General features: G+C 72.5%; 14 protein-coding genes and 2 tRNA genes. 3 read left to right on the top strand and 13 right to left on the bottom strand.

Annotated features, from left to right (window positions below; translation table 11 throughout):
• Positions 1-16: 16 nt before the first annotated feature.
• Both H596_RS22795 and H596_RS0107105 read left to right on the top strand, forming a co-directional pair.
• Entirely contained in the window at positions 17-1,897 is a 1,881-nt protein-coding gene (locus H596_RS22795) for an acylneuraminate cytidylyltransferase family protein (RefSeq protein WP_051212546.1), read from the top strand.
• A gap of 107 nt (positions 1,898-2,004) precedes the next feature.
• A tRNA-Ser gene (locus H596_RS0107105) sits at positions 2,005-2,094 on the top strand.
• Positions 2,095-2,624: 530 nt separating this feature from the next.
• On the opposite strand, the gene H596_RS23330 is transcribed toward H596_RS0107105, so the two are convergent.
• The 13 genes from H596_RS23330 to dusB form a co-directional block, all read right to left on the bottom strand.
• Positions 2,625-3,005, bottom strand: coding sequence for a phospholipase D-like domain-containing protein (locus H596_RS23330; RefSeq protein WP_084602611.1), 381 nt, complete (start codon positions 3,003-3,005; stop codon positions 2,625-2,627).
• Positions 2,965-3,054, bottom strand: a tRNA-Ser gene (locus H596_RS0107095). Before H596_RS0107095 ends, H596_RS23330 begins: the two co-directional genes overlap by 41 nt.
• Before the next feature lie 59 nt (positions 3,055-3,113).
• On the bottom strand, positions 3,114-3,995 hold the full coding sequence (locus H596_RS0107090; RefSeq protein WP_027284292.1) for an S-methyl-5'-thioadenosine phosphorylase: 882 nt from the start codon (positions 3,993-3,995) through the stop codon (positions 3,114-3,116).
• A gap of 31 nt (positions 3,996-4,026) precedes the next feature.
• On the bottom strand, positions 4,027-5,343 hold the full coding sequence (locus tag H596_RS0107085) for a citrate synthase (protein WP_027284291.1): 1,317 nt from the start codon (positions 5,341-5,343) through the stop codon (positions 4,027-4,029).
• A 94-nt stretch (positions 5,344-5,437) separates the two neighbouring features.
• Entirely contained in the window at positions 5,438-6,274 is an 837-nt protein-coding gene (locus H596_RS0107080; RefSeq protein ID WP_027284290.1) for an inositol monophosphatase family protein, read from the bottom strand.
• A complete protein-coding gene (gene hflX / locus H596_RS0107075; protein ID WP_027284289.1) occupies positions 6,271-7,599 on the bottom strand; it encodes a GTPase HflX in 1,329 nt (442 codons plus the stop codon). The genes H596_RS0107080 and hflX overlap by 4 nt, the downstream gene beginning before the upstream one ends.
• Positions 7,583-7,900 carry an RNA chaperone Hfq gene (gene hfq, locus H596_RS0107070; protein WP_027284288.1) on the bottom strand — a complete coding sequence of 106 codons (318 nt, stop codon included), beginning with the start codon at positions 7,898-7,900 and terminating at the stop codon, positions 7,583-7,585. The genes hflX and hfq overlap by 17 nt, the downstream gene beginning before the upstream one ends.
• Before the next feature lie 49 nt (positions 7,901-7,949).
• Complete coding sequence (locus H596_RS0107065; RefSeq protein ID WP_027284287.1) at positions 7,950-8,624, bottom strand: HAD family hydrolase; 675 nt, start codon at positions 8,622-8,624, stop codon at positions 7,950-7,952.
• On the bottom strand, positions 8,621-10,015 hold the full coding sequence (gene ntrX / locus H596_RS0107060; protein ID WP_027284286.1) for a nitrogen assimilation response regulator NtrX: 1,395 nt from the start codon (positions 10,013-10,015) through the stop codon (positions 8,621-8,623). Before ntrX ends, H596_RS0107065 begins: the two co-directional genes overlap by 4 nt.
• Entirely contained in the window at positions 10,005-12,269 is a 2,265-nt protein-coding gene (locus H596_RS0107055; protein WP_027284285.1) for a sensor histidine kinase NtrY-like, read from the bottom strand. The genes ntrX and H596_RS0107055 overlap by 11 nt, the downstream gene beginning before the upstream one ends.
• 16 nt (positions 12,270-12,285) lie before the next feature.
• On the bottom strand, positions 12,286-13,728 hold the full coding sequence (gene ntrC, locus H596_RS0107050; RefSeq protein ID WP_027284284.1) for a nitrogen regulation protein NR(I): 1,443 nt from the start codon (positions 13,726-13,728) through the stop codon (positions 12,286-12,288).
• Positions 13,725-14,867 (bottom strand): two-component system sensor histidine kinase NtrB, encoded by a 1,143-nt coding sequence (locus H596_RS20530; RefSeq protein ID WP_051212544.1) that lies wholly within the window; start codon positions 14,865-14,867, stop codon positions 13,725-13,727. The genes ntrC and H596_RS20530 overlap by 4 nt, the downstream gene beginning before the upstream one ends.
• A gap of 55 nt (positions 14,868-14,922) precedes the next feature.
• Positions 14,923-15,975, bottom strand: a complete 1,053-nt coding sequence (dusB, locus tag H596_RS20525) for a tRNA dihydrouridine synthase DusB (protein ID WP_051212541.1) — start codon at positions 15,973-15,975, stop codon at positions 14,923-14,925.
• 87 nt (positions 15,976-16,062) lie between these two features.
• Between dusB and H596_RS0107035 the strand changes: the two genes are divergently transcribed.
• Positions 16,063-17,208, top strand: coding sequence for a bifunctional 2-C-methyl-D-erythritol 4-phosphate cytidylyltransferase/2-C-methyl-D-erythritol 2,4-cyclodiphosphate synthase (locus tag H596_RS0107035; RefSeq protein ID WP_027284283.1), 1,146 nt, complete (start codon positions 16,063-16,065; stop codon positions 17,206-17,208).
• Positions 17,209-17,293: the final 85 nt, after the last annotated feature.

Raw genomic sequence — 17,293 nt, 5'->3', positions numbered from 1 at the left:
CATCGAGGAGACGCCTATGCGCGCCTATGCGCTGATCCCCGCCCGCTCCGGCTCCAAGGGCCTGCCGGACAAGAACATCCTCCCCGCCGCGGGCCATCCGATGCTGGCCTATTCGGTGGCCTTCGCGCGCCGCATCCCGGTGGAGCGCATCCTCCTCTCCACCGACAGCCCGCGCTACGCGGCGATCGGCCGGGCCTACGGGGCGGAGACGCCGGGGCTGCGCGGGCCCGCGGCCAGCGGCGACACGGCGATGGAGGAGGACATCCTCGCCGATCTCGACGCCGCCCTGCCGCGCCACGGCATTCCGCTGCCCGACATCTGGGTGTGGCTGAAACCCACCTGCCCCTTCCGCGACGCCGAGGCGGTGACCGCCGCCATCGCCCTGCTGCGCGACCGCCCGGAGGTGGATTCCGTGCGGCTGGTCAGCGAGGCCGATGCGCGGCTGCACCGCATCAACGAGGAGGGCTGGCTCGAGCCGCTGCTCGAGAGCTGGGACCCGGCGCGCTCCAAGATGCGCCGCTCGGAGTTCCCCAAGGTCTATCAGCCCTTCAACCTCGAAATCTTCCGCCATGAGGGCTGGCGCCGCCGCGGCGCGCTGTTCATGGGCCGGCGCATCCACCCCATCGTGCTGCCGCGCATCACCGGCCTCGATGTGGACGACCGCGACGGCTTCGAGCTGATCCGCACGCTGCTCGAGGCGCGCCCGCGGCCGGAGCTGATCGCCCGCCACGTCCCGCTGCCGCAGCCCCCGCCGCCGCCGGCCGGGCTCCCCTCCGGCCATGCGGGGCGGGAGCGCGCCTTCGCCGCGGCCGACGCCGAGGGCCGTGTGGCGCTGCTGGCGGGGCTGCTGCACGCCGAGGAGGGGCCCTTCTGCCAGCCCGCCCTCGACCTCGCCCGGCGCGACCCCGGCGCGATGCGCGCGGCCTGCCGGCGGGTTCTGGCGGATTTCCCGGCCCATCGCGTCGCCCTGCGCTGCCTCGCGCTCACCCTCAACCGGGAGGGCGACTTCGCCGCGGCGCGCGAAACCCTGCTGCGCCTTCTGGAGATCTGGCCCAAGGGCGGGCTCGACGATCCGCGCGAGCTGCTGCGGCTCGACCTTCTCGGCGCCGCGCCCGATGCGGCGGCGCGCGAGGAGGACTGGGCCCGCCACGGGCGGCATGGCGGGGAGGTCTCGCGCCTGTCCTACCTCGCGCAGCGCGCCGTGGCGGAGGGGCGGACGCCGGACCTGTCGGCGCTCGAGGAGGCGATCGCCGCGCGGCGGGAGGCGGCGCTGGCCGAGCTCGCCGAGGCGGCGGCGGCCGGCCACGCGCCGACGCGCGCCGCCCTCGACTGGATCGAGCGGCTCCGCGCCGCGCGCTCGGTCGCGCTGGTGGGCAATGCGCCATGTCTGGCGGGCGGCGGGGCCGGCCAGGCCATCGAGGCGCATGCGCTCGTGCTGCGGTTCAATCACCCGGTGCTGCGTGGCTTCGAGGCCGGTGCGGGCCGCCGGACGGATCTCATCCTCTTCGCCGCGGCGCACAGGGCGCGGCTGGCGGAGCGGATCGGCCGCGATCCCGCCTACGCCGCGACGCCGAGCATGGGCACCGACGCGATGGCGCCCGACGTCGAGGGGCCGCTGCCGCCCGGCCTGCCCGCCTCGCTGCTGCGGCTGATCGCGGAGCTCTCCTACGGGCGGGCGACCACGGGTTTCCGCGGCGTGGTGCTGGCCTCGCTGATCCTCGGCCGGCCCGCGGGCCTCTTCGGCTTCGACTTCTTCCGCCCGGGCGGGCGCGGGCACTATTACGACGAGGCGAGCGCGCCCTTCACCCACGAGATGGGCTATGAGCGCTGGTTCGTGGAGCATTTCCTGCCGCGGCTGCGGCCCGGGCTGCGCCTGCACGGCGGGGCGGGCCAATAGGGGCGGCGGGCATGCGGGCCGTCTGGCGCGCAGGTCGGTGTGGCTCCTGCCCGCCGCGCGCGGGCCTTGCCCGGGGCGTGGCCGCGTAGCAGGGTGCCGGGCGATGCGGGCAGGTGGCCGAGCGGTTTAAGGCAGCGGTCTTGAAAACCGCCGTGGGGGCGACCCCACCGTGGGTTCGAATCCCACCCTGCCCGCCAGTTCCCATGTGCGTCGCGCTCTTCTTCATACCAGCGGCCGCACCGGCTTCTCGGGAGTCGAAATCAGCGGCGGATGGTAGCGTTGGTTCGATCATGACGAAGGCCGGAGGAGCTTTCCCGGGAGTGCGAGCCGACGGCGCAGACGATCTGGAACTGGGTGCGGCAGGCCGAGCGCGACGGCTGTCAGTGTGCCCGATGTGGTCCCGCACCAAGCGCCAGGTCTTTCCCGCGCGGTTGCGGACGTTGTGGCTCTCGTCGATGACGACGAGCTGGCAGCGGCGAAGGTCCGGCAGCTCGGAGGCAACGCGGCCCGTGGAGAGCACCTTGCCGCGGATGCCATAGCGGTCCTGGCAGTCCCGCCACATGGGTTCAAGGTTTCGCGGGCAGAGGATGAGGGTCTCGAGATCCTCCGTCTCCTCCAAGGTTTTGACGAACGCCGTCGCCACCAGCGTTTTGCGGAGGCCGACAACGTCGCCAAGCAGCACGCCTCCGCGCCGCGAGAGGTGCCGTGCGGCGATACGCACGGCTTGCTACTGGAAGGCGAACAACTTGCCGTGGAACTGACGCGGAAGGCGGAACTCCGCCAGGCCCTCTCGTGCCTCCTGCGACAGGCGATAAGCGATCTTGAGGTAGATGTGGTGGGAAAGGATCGCCTGTTCCCAGGCCCAGCTCTGTTCGAGGACCGCGATCAGATCCGCCGCGATGTCGAGGCACCATCTGTCGGTCCAGCGCGCCTCGAACCAGTCCGCGGGTTCCGCTGCTGCCTTCCGGCCCAAGACATCGATGTTCAGTTCGCCCTGGCCGAGCAGCCCGCAGAAGGTCGGGTTCCGCGGTGTCTGGTCCGGCGAAGAACACGCCTCGGATGCGAACTGGCGGACAGGGTGGGATTCGAACCCACGGTCGGCTTGCACCGACTTCGGTTTTCGAGACCGACGCGATCGACCACTCCGCCACCTGTCCGCGGCGCTCAGCGTTTATCGAGGCCGGCGCGGAGGCGCAAGACCACCGCCGGCCCCGCGCTACCGCAGAACCCGCCCCGCCACCGCGTCGAGCTTGGCCAGCAGCGCGGGGTCGCGCTTCTCGGGCGCGGTGATCAGCGCATTGTCGAGCGCGCGGTCGCAGCCTGCCGGGCATGGCCCGCGCGGACGCCCGATCCGCGGCACCAGCGCCCGAACCAGCGCGCGCGCCTTCTCGGCATTGCCGGTCAGCACCTTCACCACCTGCTCGACCGTCACATGATCGTGGTCGGGGTGCCAGCAGTCATAGTCCGTGACCATGGCCACGCTCGCGTAGCAGAGCTCCGCCTCGCGGGCGAGCTTCGCCTCGGGCATGTTCGTCATGCCGATCACATGGCAGCCCCAGGCGCGGTACATCTCGCTCTCGGCCTTGGTCGAGAACTGCGGCCCCTCCATGACGAGGTAGGTGCCGCCGCGCGTCATCGGCAGATCCAGCTCCGCGCCCGCCGCCTCCACCGCGTCGCCGAGCCGCGGGCAGGTGGGATGCGCGACCGAGACATGCGCCACGCAGCCCGGCCCGAAGAAGGATTTCTCGCGCGCGAAGGTGCGGTCGATGAACTGGTCCACGATCACGAAATGCCCGGGCGGCAGCTCCTCGCGCAGCGAGCCGACGGCGGAGAGCGAGATCACGTCCGTCACGCCCAGGCGCTTCAGCGCGTCGATGTTCGCCCGGTAGTTCAGCGCCGAGGGCGGCAGCGGATGGCCCTTGCCGTGGCGCGGCAGGAACACGCAGCGCACCCCGGAAAGGCGGCCGGTGAGGATCTCGTCCGAAGGCTCGCCCCAGGGGGTGAAGACGCGCTTCCAGGCGCGCTCCTCCAGCCCGTCGATGTCGTAGAGGCCCGAGCCCCCGATGATGCCGATGACGGGTTCGATCGTCGCGCTCACGCGGCAGCCTCCCCGATGGCGCGGCGCGCGCTCAGCCGCGCGCCTCCAGCGGCACGTAGTCCCGCCGGCCGGCGCCCGTGTAGAGCTGGCGCGGGCGGCCGATGCGCTGGGCGGGATCCTCCACCATCTCCTTCCACTGGCTGACCCAGCCCACGGTGCGCGCCACGGCGAAGATGGCGGTGAACATGGAGGTCGGGATTTCCATCGCCTTGAGGATGATGCCCGAGTAGAAATCCACGTTCGGATACAGCTTGCGCGAGATGAAGTAGTCGTCCGTCAGCGCGATGCGCTCGAGCTCGCGCGCGATGTCGAGCAGCGGCTCGTGCGTCACGCCGAGCGCGGCGAGCACCTCGTCGCAGCTCTCCTTCATGATCTTCGCGCGCGGGTCGAAGTTCTTGTACACGCGGTGGCCGAAGCCCATCAGCTTCGCGTGGTTGTTCTTGTCCTTCACCTGCTCGATGAAGGCCGGGATGTTCTTCGGGTGGCCGATGTCGGAGAGCATCTTCAGCACCGCCTCGTTGGCGCCGCCATGGGCGGGGCCCCAGAGGGCGGCGATGCCGGCCGCGATGCAGGCGAAGGGGTTGGCGCCGGTGGAGCCGGCGAGGCGCACCGTGGAGGTCGAGGCGTTCTGCTCGTGGTCCGCGTGCAGGATCAGGATGCGGTCCATCGCCTTGGCCAGCACGTCGGGCACCTCGTAGTCCTCGGCCGGCACCGACTTCAGCATGTGGATGAAGTTGCGCGCATAGCCCTGCGGGCCGTTCGTCAGCACGTTCTTCGGGTACACGAAGGGCTGGCCGAGCGAGTACTTGTAGGCCATGGCCGCGATGGTCGGCACCTTGGCGATCAGGCGAAAGGCCGCGATCTCCCGCGCGCGGGGGTCGTTGATGTCGATGTTGTCGTGGTAGAAGGCCGCGAGCGCGCCCACCACGCCGCACATCACCGCCATCGGGTGCGCGTCGCGGCGGAAGCCGTCGAAGAAGCGGCGGATCTGCTCGTGCACCATGGTGTGGTAGATCACGCCCTTGCGGAACTCGGCGAGCTGCGCCTCGTTCGGCAGCTCGCCGTTCATCAGCAGGTAGCAGACCTCGATGAAGTCGCTCTTCTCCGCGAGCTGCTCGATCGGATAGCCGCGGTACATCAGCACGCCCGCGTCGCCGTCGATGTAGGTGATCTTGCTCTCGCAGGAGGCGGTCTCGCCATAGCCCGGGTCGAAGGTGAAGAGGCCGAGCGTGGAGTAGAGCTTGCGGATGTCCACCACCTGCGGCCCCATGCTGCCCGAGAGCAGGGGGAAGCTGGCGCTGCGGTTGGAACCGTCCACGGAAATGGTGATGGAGCCGTTGCTGGTCATGATCCTCGGCCTTCCTCGAAGCGGGAGGGCGGCATGGCGCGGGCCGCCTGCCGTCTGTTGCGATGCAGAATAGGGCAGACGCCGCGCTTGTCCATCACGGCGCGCCAAGCCCCAGAATCTCCTGCCGGACCAGCGCGAGGCTCGCGCCGTCCGGCGCGCAGATCAGCCCGCCCTGGTGGCGCAGCGGCGAATAGGCCGCCCCGTCGAACTGCGCCGAGGCCCCGCCCGCCTCGGCGTGGATGAGCTGGCCCGGCGCATGGTCCCAGGGCATCAGCCGGTTGTAGATCAGCAGATGCGCGCCCCCCGTGGCCGCAAGGCGATACTCGTGCGCGGCGCAGCGGAAGTTCAGCGCAGCCCCCAGCGCGGGCAGGCGCGCCAGCACCGCGGCCTTGCGCTCCGGCGGCATGAAGCCCCAGGAGACCGCGCCCACCATCCGCCCGAGCGGCGCGGGCGGGGCCACGCGGCAATCATGCCGCGCCCCCTCGCGCGAGAGGCTCCAGGCCCCCTCCCCGCGCAGGCCGATCAGCGTGTCGTCGCCCAGCGGATCATGGATCCAGCCGGCCACCGTCTCGCCCCGCACGATGGCCGCCGCCATCACGCCGAAGAGCGGCACGCCGGCCGCGAAATTCGCCGTGCCGTCCACCGGATCCACCACGAAGGCGAGCGGGGCCTCGGCGAGGCGGCCGAGCAGCGCGGGCTCGGCCGCGGCCGCCTCCTCGCCCACGATCAGCGCGCCGGGGAAACGCGCGGCGAGGCCGGCGGCGATGCGCCGCTCCGCCGCCTCATCGGCCTCGGTCACGAGGTCGAGTGGGCCGGATTTGGCGCGCACATCGCCCGCCGCCAGGCGGCGGAAGCGGGGCAGCACCTCGCGCGCCGCCGCCTCGCGCAGCAGCGCCGCCACCTCCTCGGCCTCGCGCGCGGAGAACCTCATGCGAGCTGCGCGAAGCGCGCCCGATCGGCCGGGCTGAGGCGGACGGTGAGGCGCAGGCGCCCCTCCGCCTCCTCGCGGCCGATCACCTCGCCATGGCGGTAGAGCCAGGCGATGCGCGCGCCGTCGCTCGCGGGCAGCTCGACGCTCTCGGTGACGAGGTTCGCGCCCAGCCGCGCGTCCAGCGCCGCGCGCAGCGCATCGAGCCCCTCCCCCGTCAACGCCGAGACGGCGAGCGCGCCGGGAAAGCGGGCGGCGATGGCCTCCGGCCCGCCGAGCAGATCGGCCTTGTTGAGCACCTCGATGCAGCGCGCGCGCCAGCCGGGGTCGAGGCTCGCCTCCGGCCCCTCGGCCATGCCGTCCAGCACCGCCTGCACATCGGCCTTCTGCGCCGCGCTGTCGGGGTGCGCCACATCGCGCACATGCAGGATGATGTCGGCCGCGGCGACCTCCTCCAGCGTCGCGCGGAAGGCCTCGACGAGCTGGGTGGGCAGTTCGCTGATGAAGCCCACCGTGTCGGAGAGGATGGCCTGCCGCCCCGAGGGCAGGGTGATCTGCCGCATGGTGGGGTCGAGGGTGGCGAAGAGCTGGTCCTGCGCGTGCACGCCCGCGCCGGTGAGCGCGTTGAACAGCGTGGACTTGCCCGCGTTCGTGTAGCCCACCAGCGCGATGACCGGATAGGGCACGCGCTCGCGCGCGCGGCGGTGCAGGCTGCGCGTGCGGCGCACCTGCTCCAGCTCCTTCTTCAGCCGGACGATGCGCTCGCCGATCAGCCGGCGGTCGAGCTCGATCTGGCTCTCGCCCGGGCCGCCGAGGAAGCCGAAGCCGCCGCGCTGGCGCTCGAGATGCGTCCAGGAGCGCACGAGCCGCGTGCGCTGGTATTCGAGATGCGCGAGCTCCACCTGCAGCGCACCTTCCCGCGTGCGCGCGCGCTCGCCGAAGATTTCGAGGATCAGCCCGGTGCGGTCGATGACCTTCACGCCCCAGGCGCGCTCCAGGTTGCGCTGCTGCACGGGGGTGAGCGCCGCGTCCACCACCACGAGGCCGGCCTGCTGCTCCACCAGCGCCTGGCGGACCATCTCCACCTGCCCTTCCCCGAGCAGGGTGGAGGGGCGGCGGGCGCGCAGCGGATGGATCGCCTGATGGACGATGGTGACGCCGATGGAGGCGGCGAGGCCCACCGCCTCGGCCAGCCGCGCCTCGGCCGCGCGGGAGGCGGCGCCCTGCGGCCCGAACTCGGCCACATTGCCGCGCGCGGGGCGCTCATAGGGAAGGATGACGGCGCAGCGCGCCGGGGGCGCGGCGGTGGTCTCAGTCGTCGCGGGCAGAAGCGGGCTCCCGGTTCATGGTCAGTGTCGTCTCGCGCACCGGGGCGCTCTGGGCCGCCGCCTGCCCGGCCGCCGCCGGGTCGAACAGCATGATGGGCGCGCCCGGCATCACCGTGCTGATCGCGTGCTTGTACACGAGCTGGGTGTGCCCGTCCCGGCGCAGCAGCACGGAGAAGTTGTCGAACCAGGTGATGATGCCCTGAAGCTTCACGCCATTGACCAGGAACACGGTGACGGGCGTCTTGCTCTTGCGGACGTGGTTCAGGAACACGTCCTGCACGTTCTGCGACTTTTCGGCCATCCAGGCCTCCTTCCTCTCTTGGTCTTCTTGCGCGGCGCCTGCGGGCGGCTCAGCCGCGGAGACTGTCCTTCGTCTCGGCCGGCTTGTCCAGCATGGCAAGGTGGCGGGCCAGCGCATGGCCGTCCGCGAAGGCGAGATCGGGCGCGCAGGCGGCCAGCCCGCCGTCATGCGCCGCATCGCCCAGCAGCACGGCAGTGCAGCCCGCCGCACGGGCGGCCTGCATGTCGAGCGCCGTGTCCCCCACATACCAGACATCGCGCCCGGGCGCGACGCCGAGCACGGCCAGCGCCATGACCAGCGGCGCGGCGTCGGGCTTGTCGGCCGCCGCATCGCCCGCGCCCACCAGCACGCCGAAGGCCGCGGCCATGCCCAGATGCTCGGCCTCGCGCCGCAGCAGCGGCCCCTGCTTGTTGGAGACGACGCCGAGCGGCCAGGGCGCGGCCGCCTTGAGCAGCGCCGGCGTGCCGGCCAGCGGGCGCACCACCGCGAGGTGGGAGGCGCGCACCGCCTCGGTGAAGATGTCGCGCGCGCGCTCCCACTCCGCCCCGAAATGCTCGGGGAAGCTCTCGCGCAGCGAGAGGCGGACATTGGCCAGCACCTCGGCGCGGCTCCAGAGCGGCTTGCCGAAGGCGGCGAAGGCGGCGTTGAGCCCGGCCTCGATCGCGGCCCAGCCGTCCACCAGCGTGTTGTCCCAGTCGAAGAGAAGGGCGCGCGGCGGGGTCATGCCGTGCCCGAGGCGCGGTCCTCGGCCTGCACGCCCAGGAATTTCAGCTTGCGGTGCAGCGCGCTGCGCTCCATCCCCACGAAATTCGCGGTGCGGCTGATGTTGCCGCCGAAGCGCAGGAGCTGGGCCTCCAGATACTGCCGCTCGAACAGTTCGCGCGCCTCGCGCAGCGGCAGCGTCATGATCTCCGAGGAGCGGTCGAGCCGCAGCATGGCCGGGGCGGCCGAGACGATCTCGGGCGGCAGCGCCTCGGCGCGGATGGGCGCGCCGGGCTCCCCGGGGGCCATGATCAGCAGCCAGTCCACGAGGTTGCGGAGCTGGCGCACATTGCCCGGCCAGTCGTAGGTCTGCAGCGCGGCGATGGTGTCCTCCGCCAGATCGCGCAGCGGCAGGCCCGAGGCCTCGACGGAGCGTGCGGCGAAGTGCCGGGCGAGGATGGGCACGTCCTCGCGCCGCTCGCGCAGGGCGGGCACGCGCAGCGGCACCACCGAAAGGCGGTAGAACAGATCCTCGCGGAAGCGCCCGGCCGCGATCTCGGCCTGCAGGTCCTTGTTGGTGGTGGCGATCACCCGCACGTCCACCTTCACGCGCGTGGCGCCGCCGATGCGCTCGAAGCCCTGTTCCTGCAGGGCGCGGACGATCTTGCCCTGGGTTTCGAGGGGCATGTCCGCCACCTCGTCGAGCAGCAGCGTGCCGCCATGGGCGCGCTCCAGCACGCCCGCCCGGCGCGGCGCATCGCCCTGCGGCTCCACGCCGAACAGCTCCTCCTCGATGCGCGCGGGGTTGAGGGTGGCGCAGTTGAGCGCGACGAAGGCGCCCTCCGCCCGGCGCGAGCGCGCGTGCAGCATGCGCGCCGCCACCTCCTTGCCCGAGCCCGCGGGCCCGGTGATGAGCACGCGCGAGTTGGTCGGCGCCACCTTCTCGATGGCGTTGCGCAACTGCGTGACCGCGGCCGAGACGCCGAGCAGCTCGCTCTCCGCCCCGCCGCGCAGGCGCAGCTCGCTCACCTCGCGCCGCAGCCGCGCCGCCTCCAGCGCGCGCGCGACGACGAGCAGCAGCCGGTCCGCCTTGAAGGGCTTCTCGATGAAGTCGTAGGCCCCCTGCTGGATGGCCTGCACCGCCGTCTCGATGGTGCCGTGGCCCGAGATCATCACGCAGGGCACCTGAGGCTCCTCGCGGTGCATGGCCTCGAGGATGCCGAGCCCGTCGAGGCGCGAGTTCTGCAGCCAGATGTCGAGGATGACGAGCGAGGGGCGCCGGGCGCGGAAATGCGCCAGCGCCGTGTCGCTGTTGTGCGCCTGGCGGGTCTCGTAGCCCTCGTCCGAGAGGATGCCGTCGATCAGCGAGCGGATGTCCGGCTCGTCGTCCACGATCAGGATGTCATGCGCCATGCCCGCGCTCCATCACCTCGTCCGCCGCCTCGGCCTCGATGACCGGCAGGAGAAGCTCGGCGCGCGCCCCAGGCCCCTCCCGCGCGTCGGTCAGCACGATGCGTCCGCCATGGTCCTCCATGATCTTCTTCACGATGGCAAGCCCGAGGCCCGTGCCCTTCGGCTTGTGGGTGACGTAGGGTTCCGTCAGCCTTTCGCGCTCCTCGCCCTGGGGCAGGCCAAGCCCGTCATCTTCCACGCTTATCGCCCAGAATCCCCCGACCCGGCGCAACGAGAGGACGATGCGCCCGATGGGCGGCGCGAGGGGCGCGCCCGCCTCGGCCTGCTGCTGCGCGCGCAGGCTCACCGAATCGAGCGCGTTCTGGATCAGGTTCGCCAGCGCCTGGCCGATCAGCCGCCGGTCGCACAGGGCGGGCGCGGGCGCCTCGGGCAGATCGGCCTGCCAGGCGATGTCGGGGCGCGCGTTCTGCGGCAGCACAAGCGCCTCGCGCGCCACGCGCGCCAGATCCTCCTCGCGCATCACCGGCTGGGGCATGCGCGCGAAGGCGCTGAACTCGTCCACCATGCGGCCGATGTCCTCGACCTGGCGCACGATGGTGTCGGTGCAGAGCTTGAAGGTGTCGGGATCCTCCCGGATCTGCTTGAGGTAGCGGCGCTTGAGCCGCTCCGCGCTGAGCTGGATGGGGGTGAGCGGGTTCTTGATCTCGTGCGCGATGCGCCGGGCCACATCCGCCCAGGCCGCCTGGCGCTGCGCCTGCACGAGGGCCGAGATGTCGTCGAAGGTCAGCACATAGCCGCGCCCCTCGAGCTCGGGCGAGAGGCGCGCGAGCAGCGTGCGCCGCTCCGCCGGCGGGCCGATGCGGATTTCGGCCGGGCGGTTGGAGGCGGGGCGCGCCAGCAGGGGCGCGAATTCGGGCGCCACCTCCGCGAGCGGCCGGCCGATCTCGCGCTCCAGATCGAGGCCCAGAAGCTGGCTCGCGCTGCGGTTGGGAAGGTTGATGCGCATCGCCTCGTCGAGCCCGATCACCCCGGCCGAGACGCCGCCCAGCACCGCCTCGGTGAAGCTCTGCCGGTCGGCGATCTGCCGATAGGCATCCATCAGCTCGCTGCGCTGCGCGGCGAGCTGGTTCGTCATGCGGTTGAAGGCGCGCGAGAGGCTGCCCACCTCGTCGTCCGCGTCGCCCTCCTCCACGCGCACGCTGAGGTCGCCCCCGCGCACCCGCTCGGCCGCGGTGATCAGCCGCGAGATCGGCCGGGCGAGCTGGTTGGCGAGAACGAGGCCGATCAGCACCGCGGCCAGCAGCACGAGCAGCGAGCCGATGGCGAAGATCATGATGAAGGTGATCTGCAGCCCGTCCCGGTTGCGGTCGAGCTGCTGATAGGCCGTCACCGCCGCCTCGGTGCGCTGCATGTGCTCGAGCACCGAGCCGTCCACCGGCCGGCCGATCATCAGCATGAGCCCCGCCGCGGGCGTGAGCGCGACCACTGCGCGCACCCGCCCCTCCTCCTCGCCGGCGATCACCGCCACCTCGCCGTTGCGGGCGAACTCCACCGCCCAGTCCGGCGGGGGCGAGAGCAGGAAGCCCGAGGCGAGCCCGGCATGGGCGATGATGCGCCCGAGCAGCGGCTCGAACACCACCGCCTCCGTCAGCCCCCGCGCATTGGCCTGGGTGGCGAGCACGCGCGCGAAGGCGAGGCCCTGTTCGGGCAGCAGCACGATGGCGCGGTTGAGGTCGTTCGCCATGGCCAGCGCATCGGCGCGGATGGCGTTCTGGTGCTCCTCGAAATAGGCGCGGCTCGCCACCAGCGAGGCCTCGAGCGCCGTGCGCACGCGGTCGCTGAACCAGGCCTGGATGCCGAGGTTGAAGAAGACGGTGGAGAAGCCCGCCAGCAGCATGGCGGGCACGATCGCCACCACCGAGAACAGCAGCACGAGCCGCGTGTGCAGCCGCGAGCCGGCCGAGCCGCGCCGCCGCTCCACCCACATCCGCACCACGCGTCCCGCGAGCGAGGCCAGCAGCAGCAGCACCACCGCCGTGTTGGCGAGGAAGATCGCCACCACCTGGCCCGGCGAGGTCGGCCCGAAGGGGGAGCCGTCGGAGAGCAGCACGAAGGTGGCCACGCCCATGAAGAGCGCGGCGAGCGCGAGGCCGAGGGTGACGCCGCGGCCCAGAAGCATGTCCGCGATCCGGCGCAGCAGCGGCGGGCGCGGCTTCTGCGCGGCGGGCGGCGCGGTCGGGGCGGCCGCGCTCATGACGGCCCGCCCCGCATCAGGAGAGCCCGCGCACCACGGGCAGGTCGAGATCCCGCAGCTTCTTGCGCAGCGTGTTGCGGTTGAGCCCGAGCAGCGCCGCGGCCTTGATCTGGTTGCCGCGGGTGGCGCTGAGCGCGAGGCGCAGCAGCGGGCGCTCCACCTCGCTGATCACGCGCTCGTGCAGGTCGCGGATGGGCATGCCGTCCTTGTGCGCGGCCATGAAGAGCTTGAGATGCCGCTCCACCGCCTGCTCGAGCGTCTCGGTGCTGCGCGGGGCGCCGTCGCTCGGCGCCTCGGCCTCGGCGAGCTCGGCCGCCACCGCCTCCTCGCCGATCACCTCCTGCGGGTAGAGCGCGGCGAGGCGGCGCATGAGGTTCTCGAGCTCGCGCGCATTGCCTGGCCAGGAATGGCGCTTGAGGCGCTCCAGCGCCTCGGGCGAGAGGGTCTTGGCGGGAAGCCCCGCGGCGCGCGCGCGCTCCAGGAAATGGCGCGCGAGCAGCGGGATGTCCTCCGTCCGCTCGCGCAGCGGCGGCAGCCGGATGGGCACCACGTTGAGGCGGTAGAACAGATCCTCGCGGAACAGCCCCGCGCGGATGGAGGCGCGCAGGTCGCGGTGCGTGGCGGCGACGATCCGCACATTGGCCTTGATGGGGGTGCGCCCGCCCACCGTCGTGAACTCCCCCTCCTGCAGCACGCGCAGCAGCCGCGTCTGCGCCTCGGCCGGCATGTCGCCGATCTCGTCGAGGAAGAGGGTGCCGCCCGCGGCCTGCTCGAAGCGGCCGATGCCGCGCGTCAGCGCCCCGGTGAAGGCGCCGCGCTCATGGCCGAAGAGCTCGCTCTCGATGAGCTCGCGCGGGATGGCCGCCATGTTGATGGCGACGAAGGGGCCCTGGCGGCGCTTGCCGTAATCGTGCAGCGCGCGGGCGATGAGTTCCTTGCCCGTGCCGCTCTCGCCCGTGACCATCACCGTGAGGTCGGCGGTGGTGAGGCGCGCGACCGTGCGGTAGATCTCCTGCATCGCGGGGCTGCGGCCGATCAGCGGCAGGCGCTCGGTGCTCTCGGCCGCCTCCTCCTCGGCCAGCGCCGTGGCGGGGCGCGCCAGGGCGCGCTCCACCACCGCCAGCAGCTCCTTCAGGTCGAAGGGCTTGGGCAGGTATTCGAAGGCGCCGCGCTGGGCCGCCTTCACCGCGGTGGTGAAGGTGGACTGCGCGCTCATCACCACCACGCGCAAATCCGGCCGCACCCGCTTCATCCGCGGCAGCAGATCGAGCCCGTTCTCGTCGGGCATCACCACGTCGGTGATGACGAGATCGCCCTCCCCGTCCTCCACCCAGCGCCAGAGCGTCGAGGCCGAGGAGGTGGCGCGCACGTTGTAGCCCGCGCGCGAGAGCGCCTGGGAGAGCACGGTGCGGATGGCGCGGTCGTCGTCGGCGATGAGGATGGAACGCGTGTCGCTCATTCTTCGGTCTCGGAGAGATCGGCGCCGGGCGGCGGTGCGGGAAGGGAGAGGCGGAAGGCGGTGCGGCCCGGCCGGCTGTCGCACTCGATCAGCCCGCCATGGTTGGCGACGAGCTTCGCCACCAGCGCGAGGCCGAGCCCCTGCCCGCCCTTCTTCGTGGTCACGAAGGGCTCGAAGAGCGTCGCGCGCACAGGCTCGGGGATGCCGGGGCCGTTGTCGCGCACGATGACGGTCAGCGGCAGGTGCACCCGCTCGGAGGAGCCGGGCACGGCGATGCGCACCCCGTGGTGGTAGGCGGTGGCGAGCACGATCTCGCCCTCGCGCGGGTCCACCGCCTCGGCCGCGTTCTTCACGAGGTTGAGCAGGATCTGGACGAGCTGGTCGCGGTCCCCCCACACCGGCGGCAGCGAGGGGTCGTACTCCTCGGCGATGCGCAGGTGGCAGGCGAAGCCGGTCTGCGCCACCCGCCGCACATGGTCGAGCACGGAGTGGATGTTGACGGGCCGCCGCTCGATCGGCCGGTCGGAGAACATCTCCATCCGGTCCACGAGCTTGCGGATGCGGTCCGCCTCCTCCTGGATGAGGGTGCAGAGCTCGCGGTCCCCCTCGCTCGCGCCCTGTTCGAGGAGCTGCGCCGCGCCGCGGATGCCGGAAAGCGGGTTCTTCACCTCATGGGCGAGCATTGCCGCCATGGCGGTGGCGCCGCGCGCCGCGCCGAGGAAATGGAGCTGGCGGTCGAGCATGGCCGCCGTGGAGCCGTCCTGCAGCGTCAGCACCACGCCGCCCTCGAGCTCCGCGAGTGGCGCGCCATGGACAGAGACGCCGTGGCGGTGCAGGCGCGGGCTGTCGAGGGCGAGGTCGTGGTCGGCCACCGGGGCGTCCTGGCGGCGCACCTGCTCGATGAGGGCGAAGAGGCGGCTGTCCTCGGGCAGAAGCTCGCTCAGGGCGAGCCCCTGCAGCGAGGCCTGGGAGAGCTGGAAGAACAGCTCCGCCGCCGGGTTGGCGAAGCGGAAGCGGTTCTCCGCATCCAGCACCACGGCCGGCAGCGGCAGCGCGGCGAGGATGGCCGCCGCATCGGGAACCGCCGCGCCGCGCGGGCGGCGCGCGAAGGCGGCGACCTTGCCGATCACGCCGCTCATCCCGGCCCCCGCCGCCGCGGCGAGGCGGCGCGAGGGGGCGTTGGCCGCGGGCGCATCACGCCGCCTCGCGGTAGCTCTCGCGCACCGCCTCCACGCCGCGTTCGATCAGGGGAAGGTAGAAGGCGTCCATCAGCGCCTCCGCCTCGGCCGGCGTCTCCACCGCGTTCACGCGGGCGCGGAACTCCGCGCTGCCGGGCAGGCCGCGCGAATACCAGGCGATGTGCTTGCGCGCCATGCGCACCCCGGTGGCGACGCCGTGATGGGCGAGGATGGCGCGGTAGTGCCGCAGCAGCACCGCGCGCTGTTCGGCGAGAGTCGGGTCGGGCTCGCGCACGCCCTCGCGCAGGAAGCGGGCCACCTGGCGCGGGAACCAGGGCCTTCCGTAGCAGCCGCGGCCGATCATCACGCCGTCCGCGCCCGAGCGCCGCAGCGCCTCGGCCGCGTCCTCCACCGTCACGATGTCGCCATTGGCGATGACGGGGATGGAGACGGCCTGCTTCACCCGCGCGATGAAGTCCCAGTCCGCCGTGCCGGTGTAGAGCTGCTGGCGCGTGCGGCCATGGATCGTCACCATGCGGATGCCGCACTCCTCGGCGATGCGCGCCAGCCGCGGGGCGTTCAGGCTCTGATGGTCCCAGCCCATGCGCATCTTGAGCGTGACCGGCACCGGCACGGCCTTCACCACGGCCTCCAGGATGGCGGCGGCGCGGGGTTCGTCGCGCATCAGGGCGGAGCCCGCGCTCTGCCCCACCGCGACCTTCTTGACCGGGCAGCCGAAATTGATGTCCACGATGGCCGCGCCGCGGTCCACCACGAGCTTCGCGGCCTCGGCCATCACCGCGGGCTCGCAGCCGGCGAGCTGGACGGAGCTCGGCGCGCCGAACCCGTCCACCTCGGCCATCTTCAGGCTCTGCCGGTTCTCGCGGATCATGGCGGCGGAGGCGATCATCTCGCTGACCACCAGCCCCGTGCCCTCGGCCCGCGCGAGGCGGCGGAAGGGCAGGTCCGTCACGCCGGACATGGGGGCGAGGATCACCGGCGTCTCGATCACCACATCGGCGGAGAGCCGGATCGGGCGCAGGGGGTTGCTCATCATTTGGGCAGCCATACGCAAATCCGCGCCCGGCGTCCACGGCGCGTGCAGTCCCCACCCCAACTTTCCGCGCCGGGCGGATGGGGCTATGCCGGCCCGCGCATGACCATCGCCGCCCTTCTTCTCGCCGCCGGGCGCGGCGCGCGCTTCGGCGCCCCCGAGCCCAAGCAGTATGCCCCCCTGCTGGGCCGGCCCGTGCTGCGCCATGCGGCCGAGGCGCTGCTCGAGGGCGGGGCGGTGCGCTGGCTGCAGCCGGTCTGCCCCGAGGGGGAGGAGGCCCGGGTGGCGGCGCTGCTCGAGGGGCTGCCCGTTCTTCCGCCCGTCGCCGGCGGGGCGACGCGGCAGGAGAGCGTGCGCCGCGGCCTCGCCGCCCTCGCCCCCCTCGCGCCCGAGCGCGTGCTGGTGCATGACGCGGCGCGCCCGGTCATCCCGCCGGGCACCATCGCCGCGCTGCTCGCCGCGCTGGAGCGGCACCCCGGCGCCATCCCGGCCCAGCCCGTCTCGGACACGCTCAAGCGGGCCGAGCAGGGCGTGGTGCGGGAGACGGTGCCGCGCGCGGGGCTCCACCGCGCCCAGACGCCCCAGGCCTTCCGCTATGCGGAGCTGGTCGCCGCCCATGCCGCCGCCGCGGGCGAGGCGACGGACGACGCGCAGCTCCTGGAATGGCGGGGGCTGTCGGTGGCGCTGCTGCCCGGCCATGAAAGCAATGTGAAGATCACCTTCCCGGAGGATCTCGCCCGCGTGGAAGCCTCGCTCCTCTCCCGCCTCCTGCCCCGCGTGGGTACGGGCTTCGACGTGCATCGCCTCGTGCCGGGCCGGCCGCTGATCCTGTGCGGGATCGCCGTGCCGCACGAGCTGGGGCTCGACGGCCACTCCGACGCGGATGTGGGCATCCATGCGCTGTGCGATGCGATCTACGGCGCGCTGGCCGAGGGCGACATCGGCACGCATTTCCCGCCCTCGCAAATGAGGTGGAAGGATGCGGACAGCGCGCAGTTCCTGCGGCACGCGGCGGGGCGGATCGCCGCGCGCGGGGGCGTGCTGGTGAACGCCGATGTGACGCTGATCTGCGAGCGGCCGAAGATCGGGCCCCACGCCGCCGCCATGCGGGCGCGGCTGGCGGAGCTTCTGGGGGTGGAGGTGGCGCGCATCGGCGTGAAGGCCACCACCACCGAGCGGCTGGGCTTCACAGGCCGCGGCGAGGGCATCGCCTGCCAGGCGGCGGTGAGCCTGCTGCTGCCGCCCTGACCCCGGAAGGCCCCCCCCGAGGGGCGGCGACCGACAAAAAAAGTGGGCCGCTCCCGGAGGAGCGGCCCAAGGCAAGGTTGAGGAA

This window comes from Rubritepida flocculans DSM 14296, assembly GCF_000425365.1.
Taxonomy (GTDB): Bacteria; Pseudomonadota; Alphaproteobacteria; order Acetobacterales; family Acetobacteraceae; genus Roseococcus; species Roseococcus flocculans.
Note: the sequence above shows the minus strand (reverse complement) of the source record. Positions and strands in the feature narration are given on the sequence as shown.

Excerpts from the sequence above, each read along its gene's own strand:
- H596_RS22795 (WP_051212546.1), top strand. The coding sequence starts at position 17 with ATGCGCGCCTATGCGCTGATCCCCGCCCGCTCCGGCTCCAAGGGCCTG.
- H596_RS0107085 (WP_027284291.1), bottom strand. The coding sequence starts at position 5,343 with ATGACCAGCAACGGCTCCATCACCATTTCCGTGGACGGTTCCAACCGC.
- H596_RS0107080 (WP_027284290.1), bottom strand. The coding sequence starts at position 6,274 with ATGAGGTTCTCCGCGCGCGAGGCCGAGGAGGTGGCGGCGCTGCTGCGC.
- hfq (WP_027284288.1), bottom strand. The coding sequence starts at position 7,900 with ATGGCCGAAAAGTCGCAGAACGTGCAGGACGTGTTCCTGAACCACGTC.
- H596_RS0107065 (WP_027284287.1), bottom strand. The coding sequence starts at position 8,624 with ATGACCCCGCCGCGCGCCCTTCTCTTCGACTGGGACAACACGCTGGTG.
- ntrX (WP_027284286.1), bottom strand. The coding sequence starts at position 10,015 with ATGGCGCATGACATCCTGATCGTGGACGACGAGCCGGACATCCGCTCG.
- H596_RS0107055 (WP_027284285.1), bottom strand. The coding sequence starts at position 12,269 with ATGAGCGCGGCCGCCCCGACCGCGCCGCCCGCCGCGCAGAAGCCGCGC.
- ntrC (WP_027284284.1), bottom strand. The coding sequence starts at position 13,728 with ATGAGCGACACGCGTTCCATCCTCATCGCCGACGACGACCGCGCCATC.
- H596_RS20530 (WP_051212544.1), bottom strand. The coding sequence starts at position 14,867 with ATGAGCGGCGTGATCGGCAAGGTCGCCGCCTTCGCGCGCCGCCCGCGC.
- dusB (WP_051212541.1), bottom strand. The coding sequence starts at position 15,975 with ATGGCTGCCCAAATGATGAGCAACCCCCTGCGCCCGATCCGGCTCTCC.
- H596_RS0107035 (WP_027284283.1), top strand. The coding sequence starts at position 16,063 with ATGACCATCGCCGCCCTTCTTCTCGCCGCCGGGCGCGGCGCGCGCTTC.